At 40.7% G+C, this 17,715-nt stretch carries 12 protein-coding genes; 4 read left to right on the top strand and 8 right to left on the bottom strand.

Annotation, left to right across the window (positions count from 1 at the left end):
• Positions 1-3 precede the first annotated feature (3 nt).
• The 4 genes from AX663_RS09030 to AX663_RS10465 all read left to right on the top strand — a co-directional run bounded on the left by AX663_RS09030 (position 4) and on the right by AX663_RS10465 (position 3,602).
• On the top strand, positions 4-1,362 hold the full coding sequence (locus AX663_RS09030) for a carbohydrate ABC transporter permease (RefSeq protein WP_060973273.1): 1,359 nt from the start codon (positions 4-6) through the stop codon (positions 1,360-1,362).
• On the top strand, positions 1,362-2,198 hold the full coding sequence (locus tag AX663_RS09025) for a sugar ABC transporter permease (RefSeq protein ID WP_060973272.1): 837 nt from the start codon (positions 1,362-1,364) through the stop codon (positions 2,196-2,198). Before AX663_RS09030 ends, AX663_RS09025 begins: the two co-directional genes overlap by 1 nt.
• Before the next feature lie 15 nt (positions 2,199-2,213).
• Complete coding sequence (locus AX663_RS09020; protein WP_038676008.1) at positions 2,214-3,350, top strand: ABC transporter ATP-binding protein; 1,137 nt, start codon at positions 2,214-2,216, stop codon at positions 3,348-3,350.
• A gap of 159 nt (positions 3,351-3,509) precedes the next feature.
• Positions 3,510-3,602: a type I toxin-antitoxin system Fst family toxin gene (locus tag AX663_RS10465; RefSeq protein ID WP_004182539.1), complete on the top strand. Its 93-nt coding sequence runs from the start codon at positions 3,510-3,512 to the stop codon at positions 3,600-3,602.
• Positions 3,603-3,737: 135 nt separating this feature from the next.
• On the opposite strand, the gene AX663_RS09015 is transcribed toward AX663_RS10465, so the two are convergent.
• The 8 genes from AX663_RS09015 to lpdA all read right to left on the bottom strand — a co-directional run.
• Positions 3,738-3,926, bottom strand: coding sequence for a twin-arginine translocase TatA/TatE family subunit (locus AX663_RS09015; protein ID WP_002890941.1), 189 nt, complete (start codon positions 3,924-3,926; stop codon positions 3,738-3,740).
• A gap of 12 nt (positions 3,927-3,938) precedes the next feature.
• A complete protein-coding gene (tatC, locus tag AX663_RS09010) occupies positions 3,939-4,667 on the bottom strand; it encodes a twin-arginine translocase subunit TatC (RefSeq protein WP_060973271.1) in 729 nt (242 codons plus the stop codon).
• Positions 4,654-6,339 (bottom strand): FTR1 family iron permease, encoded by a 1,686-nt coding sequence (locus AX663_RS09005; protein ID WP_060973270.1) that lies wholly within the window; start codon positions 6,337-6,339, stop codon positions 4,654-4,656. The genes tatC and AX663_RS09005 overlap by 14 nt, the downstream gene beginning before the upstream one ends.
• Positions 6,317-7,522: an iron uptake transporter deferrochelatase/peroxidase subunit gene (gene efeB / locus AX663_RS09000; RefSeq protein WP_037600625.1), complete on the bottom strand. Its 1,206-nt coding sequence runs from the start codon at positions 7,520-7,522 to the stop codon at positions 6,317-6,319. The genes AX663_RS09005 and efeB overlap by 23 nt, the downstream gene beginning before the upstream one ends.
• Before the next feature lie 5 nt (positions 7,523-7,527).
• The gene (efeO, locus tag AX663_RS08995) at positions 7,528-8,400 is read right to left on the bottom strand and encodes an iron uptake system protein EfeO (protein WP_013990617.1); all 873 of its coding nucleotides are present in this window, start codon (positions 8,398-8,400) and stop codon (positions 7,528-7,530) included.
• A 249-nt stretch (positions 8,401-8,649) separates the two neighbouring features.
• The gene (locus tag AX663_RS08990) at positions 8,650-12,363 is read right to left on the bottom strand and encodes a pullulanase (protein WP_060973269.1); all 3,714 of its coding nucleotides are present in this window, start codon (positions 12,361-12,363) and stop codon (positions 8,650-8,652) included.
• Positions 12,364-12,780: 417 nt separating this feature from the next.
• On the bottom strand, positions 12,781-15,804 hold the full coding sequence (locus AX663_RS08985) for a GBS Bsp-like repeat-containing protein (protein ID WP_082759661.1): 3,024 nt from the start codon (positions 15,802-15,804) through the stop codon (positions 12,781-12,783).
• A gap of 265 nt (positions 15,805-16,069) precedes the next feature.
• The coding region (lpdA, locus tag AX663_RS08980) for a dihydrolipoyl dehydrogenase (protein ID WP_060973268.1) at positions 16,070-17,715 on the bottom strand (1,646 nt) is incomplete at its 5' end.

Genomic DNA, 17,715 nt, shown 5'->3' with positions numbered 1-17,715 from the left:
TCTATGTCACAAACAATCTACGACACAACTCCTATGCGCCAAGTCTTCAAAGAAGGTACATGGGATGTCAAATTATCCTTTCTGGTAATGGGATTAGCAAACTTGGTTAACAAACAGTTTACCAAGGGATTGCTTTTCCTCCTTTCTGAGATTGCCTTCTTAGTAGCATTCGTTATTCAAATTGTCCCAGCTCTTCAAGGAATGGTTACTTTGGGAACTCAAGAACAAGGTGAGGCCGTTAAAGAAGTTAATGGCGTTAAACTTACAGTTCAGGTTGCTGGAGATAATTCAATGCTTATGTTGATTTTTGGACTTGCGTCATTAATCTTCTGTGCAGTCTTCGCTTATATTTACTGGTGTAACCTTAAAAGCGCTCGCCATCTCATAGCCCTCAAACAGTCTGGACGTAAAGTTCCTAACTTTATCGAAGACTTCAAGACCTTGGCTGATGGCCGTTTCCACATGGGTCTTATGACTGTCCCTTTGATTGGGGTTTTGCTCTTCACAATCTTGCCTTTGATTTATATGATCTGTTTGGCCTTTACTAACTTTGACCACAATCACCCAGCACCTAAATCACTCTTTGACTGGGTTGGTTTCTCAAGTTTTGGTGAAGTTTTACAAGGTCGAATGGCTGGTACTTTCTTCCCACTTTTGACATGGACCTTGATTTGGGCTGTTGCTGCAACAGCAACTACTTTCTTCTTCGGTATTGTCCTTGCCCTCTTGCTTAACACTAAGGGCCTTAAATTCAAGAAAGTATGGCGTACACTCTTTGTTATCACTATCGCCGTTCCTCAGTTTGTATCACTTCTTTTGATGCGTAACTTCCTTAATGACCATGGTCCTTTGAATGGTTTGCTTCAAACCTTGCATCTCACTAATGGACCTATTCCATTCTTGACTGATCCTCTCTGGGCGAAGTTCTCTATTATCTTTGTTAATATGTGGATTGGTATTCCATTCACAATGTTGGTCGCAACTGGTATCATCATGAACTTGCCAACTGAGCAGATTGAAGCAGCTGAAATTGATGGAGCAAGCAAGTTCCAAATCTTCAAGAGCATCACTTTCCCACAAATTCTCTTGATTATGGCACCATCATTGATTCAACAATTCATCGGTAATATCAATAACTTCAACGTTATCTACTTCCTTACTGGTGGTGGACCTAAAAATTCTGAATACTATCAAGCGGGTTCAACTGACCTCTTGGTAACTTGGCTCTACAAACTGACTGTTAGCGCTAAAGACTACAACTTGGCATCTGTTATCGGTATCTTGATTTTCGCCATCTCTGCAACATTCAGTCTCTTGGCCTACACAAGATCATCTTCATTCAAGGAAGGGGCTGCTAAATAATGAAACGTAAGAAAAATCTTTACCTAACTGGTACTTATATTCTATTGACAGTTCTAGCTGTTATCTGGTTGATTCCTATTATCTGGATCTTCCTTACAAGTTTCCGTGGTGAAGGAGCCAATGCGGTGCCTTACTTCTTCCCTAAGTCTTACACATTTAATAACTACATCAAACTGTTTACCAGCGATGCTTATCCATTTGGAAAATGGTTCATCAATACCTTCATCGTTGCCACATGTACATGTATCCTCTCAACTTTGATTACCGTTGGGATGGCCTACTCACTTAGCCGTATTAAATTCAAACACAGAAATGGCTTCTTGAAATTGGCACTTGTACTTAACATGTTCCCTGGTTTCATGTCTATGATTGCGGTCTACTATATTTTGAAGGCCCTTAATTTGACACAAACCTTGACATCTTTGGTTTTGGTTTATTCTGCTGGGGCAGCACTTGGTTTCTACATTGCGAAAGGTTTCTTTGATACCATTCCTTACTCATTGGATGAATCAGCAATGATTGATGGGGCAACTCGTCTTCAAATCTTTACCAAGATTACCTTGCCACTTTCTAAACCAATCATCGTCTACACTGCCCTCATGGCCTTCATGGGACCTTGGGTAGACTTCATCTTTGCATCTGTTATCCTTGGTGACGTTAAAGATAAATATACCGTTGCCCTTGGACTCTACCAAATGCTTAACCAAGACGCTATCAATGAATGGTTCCTTCCATTTACCTCAGGTGCTATTATCATCGCCATCCCAATCACCCTTCTCTTTATCTTCATGCAGAAATACTATGTTGAAGGTGTAACCGGCGGATCAGTTAAATAATAAAGGATAAATGATATGACAACTCTTAAACTGGATAAAATTTACAAAAAATACCCAAATGCAACTCACTACTCTGTTGAAGATTTCAGTATCGACATCAAAGACAAGGAATTCATCGTTTTCGTAGGTCCTTCAGGATGTGGTAAATCAACAACTCTCCGTATGGTTGCTGGTCTTGAAGAAATCAGTGAAGGTAAACTCTATATTGATGGTGAAGTGGTTAATGACAAATCACCAAAAGACCGTGACATTGCCATGGTATTCCAAAACTACGCACTTTACCCACACATGACTGTTTATGAAAATATGGCCTTTGGTCTTAAACTTCGTAAATATAAAAAAGACGATATCGACAAACGTGTGCGTGAAGCTGCTGCTAGCCTTGGGTTGACTGAGTTCTTAGATCGTAAGCCGGCAGACCTTTCTGGTGGTCAACGTCAGCGTGTAGCTATGGGACGTGCCATCGTTCGTGATGCTAAAGTCTTCCTCATGGATGAACCTCTCTCAAACTTGGATGCTAAACTTCGTGTCACTATGCGTGCTGAAATTGCTAAAATTACTCGTAATATTGGCGCAACAACCATCTATGTTACTCACGACCAAACAGAAGCCATGACTCTTGCTGACCGTATCGTTATCATGAGTTCTACTAAAAATCCTGATGGTTCTGGTACTATCGGTCGTATCGAACAAATTGGTACACCTCAGGAACTTTACAATGAACCAGCCAACAAATTTGTTGCTGGATTTATCGGAAGTCCTGCTATGAACTTCTTCAATGTTAAGGTTGATGGCAACCGTATCACTAACTCTGAAGGCTTGGATATTGCAATTTCTGAAGGTCAAGCTAAAATCTTGAAAGAAACAGGTTATCAAGGCAAAGAAGTTATCTTTGGTATCCGTCCTGAAGATGTTTCAAGCCGTCCAATCGTTCAAGAAGTATATCCAGATGCCAATGTAGATGCTGAAGTCGTCGTTTCAGAGCTCCTTGGTGCAGAAACAATGCTTTACCTAAAACTTGGAGAAACTGAATTTGCTGCCCGTGTTGATGCGCGTGACTTCCACAATCCAGGTGAAAAAGTAAATCTTACTTTCAGTGTTGCAAAAGGTCATTTCTTCGACGCTGAGACAGAAAAACGTATCAGTTTGTAAAATAAAAAAATCAGCTCAAGAAGGCTGATTTTTTTGTATGGCATGATCAAACTACCTTTTAACTTTTACTTCCTGACACTCACTAAACAACTCTCTCAATCTATGATATAATATCCCTTGGCACCTCGACACCGCCTACGAAGGGAGGTGAGTTTGCCTATGATGGATTTACTATTCAAAACTATCATCGGACCTATTGTGGTCGGTGTTATCCTTCGTCTGATCGACAAGTGGTTAAACAAGGATAGATAGTGCTAAAAAAGACCCCGAGCTTATGTGGAAGTTAGCTTGGGGTCTTTTCTTGCCTATGATATAGACTTACTATTCAATACAAGTGTATTATGTCACAAAAGCTTAGAATTGTCAAGAAAATAGAGTATCTAGGAACTAGTCTTTCTTCCCAGTCTCTTGATCCTTTTTATCTTCATCAGTCTTATTTACAGCTGCTTTAAATTCGGCTAGCATTTTACCGATGGATTGCCCGAGTTCTGGCAAGCGTTTAGGACCAAATATGAGGAGGGCTCCTAGAACAATAATGATAAGTCCTGGGGCTCCGATATCACGTAGAATTCCCATGAGATTTCCTTTCTATTTATCTTTATATTTTCTTTGTTTACGTTTATAAATGAGCTTACTTAGAGTTACGCTAACTTCATAAAGCAAGATTAAGGGTGCCGTCATGGCCAGGTCACTGATAAAGTCAGCTGGTGTTAGAATGACCGCCAAAACCAAGAGAATAAAGTAAGCATAGCGTCTATAGTGTGTCAGAAAAACTGGTGTTATTATGCCGATAGATGTCAAAAAACTCACAACTACGGGAAGTTCAAAGAGAACAGCCAAAGGCACTGTCGTATGCAGTAAAAAACTAAGGTAGTTCTGTGCTGTAATTTGTGTATCAAAGAGCCCTTCGCCTAGTTTTAAAAGCACTTCTAAGATAGCTGGACTCACAAAATAATAACCAAAAGCCAAGCCCAATACAAAACAGACAAAAGTTGCTGGGATATAAGCAAAGATAGCACGCGCTTCATTGTCCCTTAAACCTGGTTTCACAAACTGCCAAATCTGGTAAGTGGTAAAAGGCAGCGTCACCGTAAAAGCCATAAGACTTGCTAGGTTAATGTAAATCCAAAGAATATCGTTAGGCCCTAGAACTAATAAAGGCTTGTCAAATCCTCTGGTTAGATAAGCATAGAGTTGCCCAGCAAACAACAGAGTAATACAAAAAACTAGGAAAAAGCATAACACTACTGCAATGAAACGTCTCCGAAATTCCACCAGATGCTCAACAATAGTCATCTCATCTTTATTTCTTGCCATGCTGTTTCACCGTCACAAAGGCAATAATAGCAAGAAAGATAAGTTGTGGAATCAAGACTTCCCAGCTTGGATAGATACCAGCCCAATCAATTGTTGGGAAACCACTAATCAAATGATTAGACATCATATTAGTTAACTGAAGGGCATGAAGACTGACACCGAGCATCTTGAAGGCCAAGGCATAAATCAACCAAGTCAAAATAAAGAAAATGCGGTGCGGTTTAATATAGTGACTCGCTTTAGTCATAGCCACAGCAATGATAACAAGAACTGCAATGGCTGAAGCAATACCAATCAAGAAATTAGCTGTCGTGATACGTGGGACAATACCGACATAGAAAAGAATAGTCTCGGCACCTTCACGGAAGACAGCCAAGAAACTGAGTGCAAACATGGACACAAAGCTTCCAGTAGCCGTCACCGTCTTCATCTGGCGATCCATAAAGTCATTCCACTGTTTGACTGAAGACTTGCTATGGAGCCAAATTCCAATCAGAATCATCATCGCAACTGCAAAGATACCAACGCCACCTTCAATAATTTCACGGTTAGCCCCCGAGGTCACAGCTGGAAAGACAACTTGTAAGATAACAGCTATAACTGCGCTAGCAAGAACACCAGCAATGGCTCCGCCATAAACCCATTTGAGTCCCTTACGCATCTTGGCTGCCTTAAGAGTTGTCACAAGTGCCATAACAATGAGGAGGGCTTCAACCCCTTCACGTAAGAGAATCAACATGGCATCAAAGGCATTATAAGAAGCACTTGTATCAATAGCAGATAAGTCTGTGATCAAGGCTTGCAGTTTGTCCTGATAAGCTTTTTCTTTTCCCTTAACCATGATAACAGGTGTTTCACTTTCCACACGCGTATAAAGGCTTGGATTAGTTGTGCTTACATCGCCTTCAATGGTTGGCCAGATAGTGATGAACTTCTTCATAGTTGCCGCAGCCGTTTTTTCATCACCTGCTTGGAATTGACCTAGAGCCTTTTCCAAGAGCTTAATACCATCTTTTAGGGTTAAACTTGAGCTTGTGCTATCAAGAGGGACACCCTTGATAAAGTCATCAATCCCACTCTTGAGATCATCATAAGATGACTGGATGCTGGTGAAATCAGTAGGCTCCGTCTCAATGCTACTTCGCAAAAGTGAAATGGCCGTCTCAATCTTGCCGTAGTAGGCAGTACTGTGGTCACGGACAACAGCTTCATTTCTCGTCCAAGCATTATTTAATTCACTGTAAGTTTTGCGTGTTGCAGCCAGGTCTTTGGCCGTAATGGCATCCTGTAAGTTTTTGAAATAAGGCTCTAGGCGTGTTTCAAGTTTTTCCTTTTCGGCATCTAAATCAACAGGATTTTGCTCTTTCTCAAATTTAAGAAGGGCTGACGAAATGGAGGTTAGGTCCTCTTCTGTCACGTCACCCTTAATATCAAGAGCCTTGCTAACTTTTTTACCTGCCTTGGAATCGTGATTTTCTTTTGTTTCGAAATCAGTCTTAATCTCAGCAACCAATTCCTTAGCTTTAGCTTGATCTTTATTTTGAACAGCTGTTGTCGCATCTGTAATTTTGATATAGAGGTCACTGTATGATTCAGCAGCTACTGGATAGGTCCAGAATAAGGCCAGAAGCCCAAGCAAAACGAGGAGTTTATTCAAAGAGTGCTTGACCAAGGTAGCCTCCTTTCTCCACCCCAGCAAAGCAAGCAAAGAGCCCACTTCCGATATGGGTGATGTACTCGTTCATCTTGTCTACAGCACCAAGATTGGTCTGAATTTTAACAAAACGGTCTGGATCCTTCTGGTAGGCAATGAAAATCAAACCTGAATCAAACTGGCCAGTTCTCTCATCAATGCCATCTGAATAAGAATATGAACGACGTAAGATAGGAAGGTCTACTTCTTTAGCCAAACGGACATGCGAATCTACAGGAAGTTTAGATAAATCTACTTCATCAAACTCATCTTTCTTACCAAAGGGAGCGCCTGATTCCTTGTAACGACCAAAGGTGTTTTCCTGCTCTTGCAAATTAGTACGATCCCAAGTTTCAAGGTGCATCTGTACCAGACGAAGAGCCATATAAGAACCACCCTTCATCCAATCTTTACTATCAGTCCAGACAACCTTGTCGAATTCCTTTTCTGTCGTAACATTGGCAGTACCGTCCTTGAAACCAAAAAGATTTCGAGGCGTTTCCTTGCGGTCTCCGATGGCTGCAAACCCTGATTTGCTCCACTTCATGGTGATTTTATTACGACCTTTACGAATCAGATTGCGGACAGCGTGGAAAGCTACTTGTTCATCATCTGCACAGGCTTGAATAACGATATCTCCACCCGTATACTTGTCCTGCAACTGCTCCTTAGGAAATGGAGGCAAATCACGGAAGAGCTTAGGACGTTTGGATTCTAAACCAAGTTTTTTAAGAAAATCAGCCGAAACTCCAAAAGTCAGACTCAGGCGATAGGGATTGAGTCCCACCGTTTCGCCTGTATCCGTAGGAGGCAAGAGGGCATTAGAACCATCTTTTTTGACTAACTCTCCTTCGACCAATTTACTACTATAATCGGTCCAGTCTTTAAAAAGCTGGATGACTTCTTTTTTATCGGTTGTATGAAGATCTAGCACCACCAAGTAGCAAGCCTTCTGCATAGGAGTCGTAATCCCAGCCTGGTGCTTGCCAAAGAAGCTAATATCTTCATCACCATCATAAGCCTTTTTACTTGAACTATCCTGATTAGCGAAAAAAGCAGATGCACCAGAAAGACCAAGCGCAAGCCCAGCCCCTCCAATACCTGCTTTTTTAAGAAATTCACGACGGTCCATTTTTTGATCTAAAAATTTTTCGTCAGTCATTTTTCTTACTTCCCATCTAGGATAACACCCATTTGTGATAATGGTTCACCAAGTTTAGTTACAGCTTCGGCCAATTCCTTAGTATCTGCCTCACTCAAATCTGTATAAGACTTATAGTTTTTCTCATCAGTCATGTGTTTGTCCAAAAGACCATTCACATTCTTGAATTCAGTTTCCAGAGTCTTAACAAGTTTAGCATCTTTCTTTTGGATCAACGGCTTGAAAAGTTCAAAGATTTTTTCCGCTCCCTCAATATTGGCACGGAAGTCGTAAAGATCAGTGTGTGAGAAGACCTCTTCTTCACCTGTAATCTTTTGAGTGGCAACTTCATTAAGAAGGTCTACAGCACCCGTCAGCATGATATCTGGAGTAACTTTAACAGTTGCAATTTTAGCCTTGAGTTCCTTAATATCGTTAACCAATTGATCTACATAGGCAGCTGTACCCTCTGTCGTGTTATCTTGCCACATGATACGTTCGATACGGTGGAACCCTGACCAACCGTCTTCTGATTTATTTTCGTCCATGTAATCAACCAAACGGTAGTCGATTTTCACGTCAGACTCACCAAAGCTTTCTGCAATCGGCTCTGAACGCTCGTAAGCCATACGAATCAATGGATATTGTTTCTTAGCTTCTTCAAGATTTCCTGACTTGAGGGTTTCACTGAATCCTTCAGTATCTTTCAAAAGCTGATCAATTTCGCCTTCAACGAAAGTCTTATAATCACTTGTGGCCTGCTTCAATTGCTTTTGCTCACTGGCTGTGAGTTTTGGGCTAGTTGAACTTGAATTACTTGAATTACCAGATTTGGCACAAGCCGTCAATAAAAGTCCTGATGCCAAAAGAACAACACCAAGTTTGCTAAGTTTTTTCATGAATGTCTCCTATTTTCAAGATAGTGTTCGACATTTGTCGTTATATATGTGAATCGTCGTTTTATCATTAATAAAGAACGAACGATGATAAGTCAATAATGATCTCTCGTATGTAAGAGAACATATCTAAACTAACAGAAGAAACCAGCACTGTCAACGGTTTTAGGCTATTTAAGAACTATTCTAAAGAGCAGATAAGAATGATTCTAAATAAAAGAAAACAACAGGAAATAACCTGTTGTCACTTATTTATTTCATCCGTCGTTTTCTAAGGAATCCTAGGCTAAGAATGCTTAGAAGACCTGCTAAAAAGAGTCCACGATTTGTCTTTTCACCAGTGTATGGCAGTTGTTTATCAGTCTGACGACTAGCTTCAGTCTTAGCCTGACCATTGTCACGATTAACAAGTTCAGCATCTCCAACAAGGTCCTCTTTACCTGAAGCCTTGACATTTGCTTTAGTTGCTTCAGTATCTTTACCACCAAATGACCCGGTCTTTTCAGAAGGCTGATCTACTGCCTCAGTTGGCGTCTGAGCATTAGTCAAACGAATAATAGTCGCTGTTAGTGGATCCAAGGTCAAGATGTGATTGTTGATTGTCACACCTGATAACTCACTAATTCCAGATAAATTGACTTGACTGCCATCTGCCAAAACCATATAAGATAGGCCATTTGTAATCTTGCTCAAATCAAACTGACGAGCCTTGCTATCAGCATTGACATAGACAAGGTAACGATCTCCATTCGAAGCAACAGTTTGGTATCCCAATACCAAATCTTCTTGAGCGACATTGTCCTGACCAAGAACTGTCAATAGCGTTAGACGTGCATCTACATCTGCTTTTGATTTGAAATTGAAGGCATCTGTCGACTTACGTAAGGCGATCAAACCTTTGGTAAAGGCACGCGTTTTCGTATTTTCTGGGAAGGTCTGGCTATCAGTCGCCTTAGTCCAGTCAAAATGGTTAACCGCATCACTTGAATCATAAGAATCATGGATGAAGTAAGGATAGTCAAATGGATTGCCCTTTTCATCCACTAAGAGATGTGACTTATTCGGCACCTTGTCCTCAGACACAGGATAACGGTAGGCAGGATCACGGAACTGTTTGGTGCGGCCGTATTCCTGACCAGAGTGAATAAATGGTGTTCCCTGAGCAGTCAAGACCATGAGGTTTCCTAGACGCAAGCGACGATGAATTTCAGCATTATTCTCAGGCTTGCTTGGATCCTTCTTGATTGATTGGGCAATAATATCAAAAAGGGTCAAATTATCGTGAGCAGCAATATATTGAATCACATCACCTGGAGAATCAGCCTCGAAGTTAGTTGGTTGTGCCTTGATATTGTCAAAGACCTTATTAATGTCACGTTTGCCACCTGTGATAAAGGCAGGTGTCCCCTCGTTTGGATAACCAGATTTGAGGGTGTTTCGAATATCGTCTGAAAATACAGCTACGGTATCTGTGTCTTTCATCCAAGACTGATCGGCAGGCTGAACAGCGCTGTTTTCATCGCCAGTATAAGTCACCCAGCCCTCACCAAGCATAATAAGATTTGGATTTAGAGCGCGTGCTGTATGATAAGCTTGCTCGATACTTTCAGCATCATGGTCACCCATCATATCAAAACGGAAACCATCCACCTTGTATTCTTTAGTAAGATAAGCAATCGAATCCACTAAGACACGACGACTCATATAGTGAGTCGTGCCTAGACGCCCCCCTCCAAAACTCGAACGAGGAGTGCCATCAGCATCCATAAAGTGATAATAATTTGGCTCAAGGTCTTCAAAAATAGCTGTCTTAGCTGTATGATTATAGACCACATCCAAGATAACGCCCATACCGTGGGCATGAATAGCAGCAACTAAATTCTTGAATTCTTCGATACGTTTAGCTGGTTCACTTGGGTTTTCAGAATACATACCCGTCAAAGAGAAATAGTTTTGTGGATCATAGCCCCAGTTGTAGTTACTATCACTTGATGCATAGGCATCCAAACGCTTCCCATTTTGCATTTCATTGACAAAATAGTAGCTTAATACTGGTAAAAGCTGAATATGGGTAACACCGAGATCTTTAAGATAATCCAAACGCTCTGCAAAGGCTGCAAAAGTCCCAAACTGGTGTTTCAATTCAGCTGAGATAGCCTTATCAGAAGTGAAATCTCGGACATGAGCCTCATAAATGATGGCATCTTCTCGAGATTTAAAGTTTGGAATCTTAGCGTAGTCAAGATCTTTTGGTCCATAATTAGCAGGATCTACAAAGGCAGCCTTGGCAATCTTGTGTTCAGGTCCCTTGCTGGCATCGTCACTATTCCAAGCAGCCAAAGACTTAGCATAAGGATCCAAAACGATTACTGACTGATCACCACGTTTAATGCGATATTGATAGAAATAACCTGTTAAGTTTTCCAAACCAAGATCAGTCGCAAGCAAGTCAGCTTGCCAAGTCCCTCGAGGTCCTTTGCTTAGGGCATGTTCAGCAAGAACCATGTCTTGATTATTCTTATCATAGACAATGATATCTACTTGATCTGCACTTGGTGACCAAAGTGTCACATGTGCCTTAGTACCATTCTCTTGAAGACGGGCACCCAATTCACCATCGTAACTGTAGAGCGCATCCTTCAATTGCCAACTCTCAGACGTTTTAAAACTATCATTACCCAAAGTGACCTTGTAAGGTAGATTTTCCGCAGCAAAATCACCTGTTAATGTAGCTTTTTTGAGTTTAGCATCCAACTCAAGCTGTTTAAGAGTTGCACTGTTACCATCCTTGTCTGTCACCTTTAGGTCTTTGAGAATATCCTCAGATGAAACATCTTCTAAATTGGTGAAGCTAAGTTCGATTTGGCTTGGACTAAGCTGCTGAGCTCCAGTCAAACGCACATCCTTAACAAAATAAGGGTTGGTGTAGACTGTCGTATCAGTATCTCGTACGAAAAGCTGACGAGTTTTTTTCAAGTCACTAAATTTATAATCATTTGGTTGAATTTTCACATCATCTCCTATTTTGCTCTCATCTAAGAGTAAAAATCCGATAGATTTAGCAGCCTCGGTTAGCGGAATGTCTAAATAGGCACCATACTTACCATTTGGTTGGAAATTGACACCATCAGGCCAATTACTTGGAGCGTCCTTAACATCACCCCAATACCAGACAGACTTATTACTATAGTCGCCATCCGTACGGAAATAATTGATACGAACGTGATCTTGAGGGATAGGTTGATAACTGTAAACTTGAAAATCCTTGTCAATCCAAGCCTCATTCATTTGAGGGCTAAGAATTTCCACTGCTTTATCCCCTGAAAGGTTCGTTCCAGCGGCATTATTAATAAGGAAGCTAAGTTTTTTAGGTGTTGAAGACAACTTCACATCCAAGTAGACACCATAATCATCCTGTTTGGCTTCTGCAAATGAGGTTGCTCCTGTTGGCCAAGCACCTTTCTGAGATGATGGCGTCTCCACATCATCCCAAGTCCAAAGCCCAAGTGATGCCTTATCCTGACTTGGCAACTCTTGGAAATGCAAGCGAATAGACCCCTCAGCAATAGGTTCCTCAGATGCATTAGTGAGAGCTTGACTATTATTAGTACTTACTATTTTTGGCGTGTTTTCGCTAGTTTCAGTTAGCTTGGTAGGCTCAGTACGGCTAGTATTTTCTGCTGGAAGAGAAACTGGCTCATTTTCCTTGGACACTGTGGTATTCTCAGCTGTTAGAGGAGCTGTTGGCGTTTCAGTTACTAGACCACTGGTGGTAAGACTAGAATCAGCTGATTCTACCTGTGTACTTGAGGCAGGTGTTGACACTACTTCTTCTGCCTTGACTCCATGAGTAGCAGCAAAGCTCAAAAAAACAGCTCCAATGGTTACAGAAGCCAACCCTAACTTGTACTTGCGAAGACTATAACGAAGGACTTTTTCGTCATTAGTTTGAGTATTCCTTTTCATACTAACTCCTTTTTGTTAACGTTTTCATGTTTTTTAATATACCATTTAGATTAGATTTATGTAAGCGTTTTCTCTGCGAGATTATTAAAAAGAGAGAACCATCAGATTCCCTCGATTTATTAATTATATATCAGATTAAGCAAAGATTGAGAAGAATGGTGCACCAAGTTTAGTATCCATTACATCTCGACTCTGAACACCGTGAATGTAATCCAAAGAATACCAACCATTGTTATTGGCGTTAGTTAAATTGAATAAATTTGTATTTTAGTATAAGAAAGCTAATATGTAAATTAGTTTCCTTCATATCTATAGAGGACATGACTTGAAGAAGACAACTTGATAAATTCATTTTTTAGCACCATATCACTTATAAATCCATCGAAGTTTATGTTTTGAATAAAAAGCGGTTCAGGCTTATAAACGACGATTACGTGGAGCAAGAGCTGTCTCACCAAGGTTAAATCCATCTACAGTATTGTCTACATAGTCCACATAAACGTGAGTCGTATAGTTACCAATGAGATTCTTATGATTAACAGTCGAAACATTGATTTCAGTATGTGTTCCAGTAGGTGCTGTATTGTACCAAGAAAGGTTTCCTTGGTTGCTCTCAGACCATACAGCTACACGAATATTCTTAATCTGACGTCCTTGTGGAGCTTGATCAACAACAACTGTAAAACTACCTGCTTCTGAATTAACATTAGTGATATAGGTTTGCGTTTTAGTCTTAGCATTACGGAATTCAACTGTTGTCGTTGTCCCTCCTACACCAACTTGTGACCCATCATTTAAAATGTAGTACAAATGAATATTGTACAAACCTGTTGAATTTTTGTGGTTAGTAGCTTGAACATTTACCGTATAAGTACCATTAGCTTGACGTGTTGCTTCATACCAACGAATATCATCTTGTCCGTCTTTTTCAGACCAAATAGGTACTTGAACAGTGCGAACACCTTTAGGACTATAAACATCACTGATAATGACATCAAAAGTACCAGTATCATTATTGTTATTAACAACTGAAATAGTACCGACTGGCTTATTATGTTTTACGTCTACAATGGTTTCAGTGACATAATGACGTTGGTTGGCATTATCTACGATGTAAACGTCAGCACGGTAATTTCCTAGTGAATTCTTATGCTCACTAGACTTGATTGTTACACGATAACTACCATCAGATTGACGACTAGCCTTGTGCCAAACGAGATCATCTTGTCCATTAACGAGACTCCATGAAGGAACTAAAACTTCCTTAACCCCATTTGGTGCTACGATATTGCGGATAACAGCGTCAAAAGTACCTAAATCGGCATTATTATTTTCAATAAAGAGGCTTGCACTAGGACGAGTTTGAGTAACTTCTACCACTTTTTCAGTAAGGTAGAAACGTTTGTTAGAGTCATCTACAAGGTAGGCGTCGGCACGGTATTTACCAGTTGAATTCTTATGATCCGTTGCTTTGATAGTCACTCGGTAAGAACCATCGGCTTGACGAGTTGCCTTATGCCAGATAAGGTCGTCTTGACCACCAGCTAAACTCCATGAAGGAACAAGAACTTCTTTCAAACCTGTAGGAGCAACAATGTTACGAACAACGGCATCAAAAGTACCTGCTGCAGTATTGTTGTTTTCAATCGTAAGGAGACCACTTGGTCGAGCATAATCAACAGCCACTACTTTTTCAGCAATATAATGGCGATTGTTAGAGTTATCCACGATATAAGCATCGGCACGGTAATTTCCTTTAGTGCCCTTATGCTCACTTGCCTTAATGGTTACACGATAGCTGCCATCAGTTTGCTTAGTCGCCTTATGCCAAATAAGGTCGTCTTGACCATTTTCAAGACTCCATGATGGCACCAAAACTTCTTTAACACCTAGTGGTGCTGAGATATTAGTGATAACGGCGTCAAAAGTTCCAGCCTTAGCATTATTGTTTTCAATAGCAAAACTTGCTTTAGGTTTCAACTGCTCAGGTGTCTTACCAATGAAGACTTGCGTAGTTGTTCCACCAACACCCGTCAATTGACCATCTTTTTGAACATAATAAAGGTGGATATTATAAAGCCCTGTCGAGTTTTTATGCGCTGAAGCCTTAACGTTTACTGTATAAGTTCCATTATTTTGACGGTTAGCAGTATACCAGATAATGTCATCTTGACCATTAATTTCTGACCAAATTGGAACAGAGACTGTTTCAACACCATTTGGTGCTTTGACATTAGAGATGACTACATCAAAGCTACCAACAGTTGGATTATTGTTGACAATAGAAATGGTTCCACTCAAATTGCCTTGAGTTGCATCAACCTCAGCACTAGCATTAGCTGTGAAACGTCCTGTATAATCCACGCTGTGGTCGAAGACATGTTTACCTGACAAGAGATTAGCCGTAGCTGTAAACTGCCATGCACCAGTTTTGGCATTATAGCGCATGTTTTTGGCGTTCGTTGCTGTAAGAGTTGATGATGGGTACTGTGCGACCCAGAAATTTTCAATACCAAATTGAGAGGTTGAGACAGGTCCACGATAGCCTAGATTGTTCTCATCCAACCAGCTAGCACTTGTATAGAACATCAAGTTGTTGTATCCATGCTTACGCATTTCGTTAACCCAAGCTTGAGTGTTACGGTTGATATTTGGAAGCATCTTAGAGTCTTCGAAATCGTTAACCATAACAGTACTCTTTGGAAGGTTAAGGTTTTGTGCAGCTTGAATGTAGAAACGAGCCTCTGCACGTGCTTCTTCCTCTGTTGTGTATCGAGAAAAATGATAGGTAGATACTTGAAGATCGGCAATTTGAGCATTGCGAACTTGTGATGGTGCTTTAGGGTTGTTGTACCAAGTATCCTCAGTCAACTTGACAACGACACCACCAACACCTTGGCGTGCAAGAGCACGATAGTCATCTACACTGATTTCACCATTATGGCTGCTGACATCGATAAAAGTCTTCGGTTGAACCTTAAGGGTTGGCGAAGGAACATCCGTAGAATTCGTTAATTTAGCAGGTGTTGCTACAGTGCTGTTTGACGTTTCAGAATTTGTCGCACTTGTAGAAGCTGTAGCACTTTCTGAACTTACTACAGAAGTCGCAACTGAATTTGATGTTGCAGCAACAGTAGAGTTAGCTACCGAAGTTGATGCCGTTGCAGCCTCGGAACTCTGTGAAGCAGGAGACGTAGATACCGCTGGAGCACTAGCTTTTGTCACTTCACTCGAAGCTGCGGGTGCTGAAACCGTTGAACTAGGAGTTACAGGTAAGGCTGCTTCTCCACCAAAAATCTCAGCCGCTGTCGCAGGTTGATACTGATTTCCTTCAGTAATAGAAGGCGTTTGTGTTGCCACTTCGTCTGCTTGAGCAACCTGAGTAGTTACAGCCAAGAGAACAGCCGCACTAGCATAGTAGATAAAATCTTTTGTTCGCATTTAACTTTCCTTTTGCATTTGTAATACTTGAACCATTTTACCACAGAAAAACTCTCGTGGAAAGGTTATTATTAAAAATTTTCTAAATAAAATAGAAATATTATAAAATTATAAACAAACTTTCTCTCTTGATAGAAAACTCTTTAACTTATTATTCGTATGTTTCTATAAAACTATTGAAAATCCGTAACGATTTTTTCAAATAAATACAAATGAAAATGTATGAAAAAATTCCCGAACCTTTGTCCGAGAATTTAATTTATCTTTATTTACGTTTTGGTGGGTTATGGATAGCTTCTCCAAGTACATCAGCAAAGGCTTCGTACATGTTTTCAGAGAAGGTTGGGTGACCGTGGATAGATTGCAAGAGCTCATCTACAGTCAATTCATTTTCCATAATTGTTGACGCTTCGTTAATCAATTCAGCTGCAGCCGGTCCAATGATATGAACACCAAGGATTTCATGGTACTTCGCATCTGCAACGACTTTAACAAAACCTTGAGCTTCGTTTGAAGCAATAGCGCGTCCATTACCAGCAAAGCTTGATTTACCAATGAGTACATCACCATATTTAGCGCGTGCATCTTCTTCAGTAAGACCACACATTGCGACTTCTGGGTGTGTGTATACAGCAGCTGGTGTGTAGTCAAGGTGAGCCTTACGAACGTTACCATGCATAGCATTTTCAGCCGCAACTTCACCCATACGGTAAGCAGCGTGAGCAAGCATCTTAGTTCCGTTTACATCACCCGGTGCATAGATACCAGGGATTGATGTTTCTTGATAAGCATTCACTTTGATACGACCACGATCTAATTCAAGGTTAAGATTTTCAAGACCATCCAACTGAGGAACACGACCGATTGAAAGAAGGGCGCGATCAGCTACAATCTCTTCACCATTATTGAGTTTAAGGGTCAATTGGTTGTTAGCTTCAACAATTTCAGAAACACCAACAGAAGTCATAATCTTCATGCCCTTCTTAGCAAGGATTTTTTGAAGTTCAAGTGATACTTCTTTATCCATAGCAGGGATAATGCGGTCAGCCATCTCAACAACAGTTACTTCTACACCGTATGAAGCATAAACAAGACCAAGTTCGATACCAACGACACCACCACCCATAACAGCAAGTGATTTAGGCAATTCACGCAAGTCAAGGATATCATCTGATGTCATCACAAGTTGTGACTCAATTCCAGGGATATTGATACGTGAAACTTTTGATCCAGTCGCAAGGATAATATTACGTCCCTTGATTGTTTCTGAACCAATAGTAACTGTCTTATCTGGGTTAACTTGACCAAGACCATTGAAAATAGTAACCTTGTTAGCCTTCAAAAGACCTTGAACACCACCAGTAAGTGTCTTAACAACAGAGTTCTTAAAGTCAACAGTCTTATCCATATCGATAGTGTAGTTTGTTGACGCTAGGTTGATACCACGACCTGCAGCAATCTTAAGCCCATCAAGGATTTCTGCATTTTTAAGGTAGGTCTTAGTTGGAATACATCCTTTATTCAAACATGTTCCACCAAATTCAGATTTTTCAATGATAGCAACCTTACCACCAAGTTGTGCCCCACGAATGGCAGAATAGTAACCAGCAGGACCACCACCGACAACAATAATATCGTACTCATTATCAGCAAGTGGTGCTTTTTCTGCAGTAGCTGCTGGAGCAGCTGTGGCAGGAGCTTTAGGAACTTCAAGACCAGCAGATTCTAATTGAGCAGTTGCTTCTGCAACAGGTGCACTGGCTGCATTATCAGCCACAACTTCACCCTCCGCTCCAATATAACCAATAACCTCAGTAACTGGTACTGTTTCACCAGCCTGACGCGTAATCTTCAAAAGAACACCAGAATCTTCTGCTTCAAGTTCCATGTTCGTTTTATCTGACATGATTT

Source organism: Streptococcus sp. CCH8-H5, assembly GCF_001556505.1.
GTDB lineage: Bacteria > Bacillota > Bacilli > Lactobacillales > Streptococcaceae > Streptococcus.
Note: the sequence above shows the minus strand (reverse complement) of the source record. Positions and strands in the feature narration are given on the sequence as shown.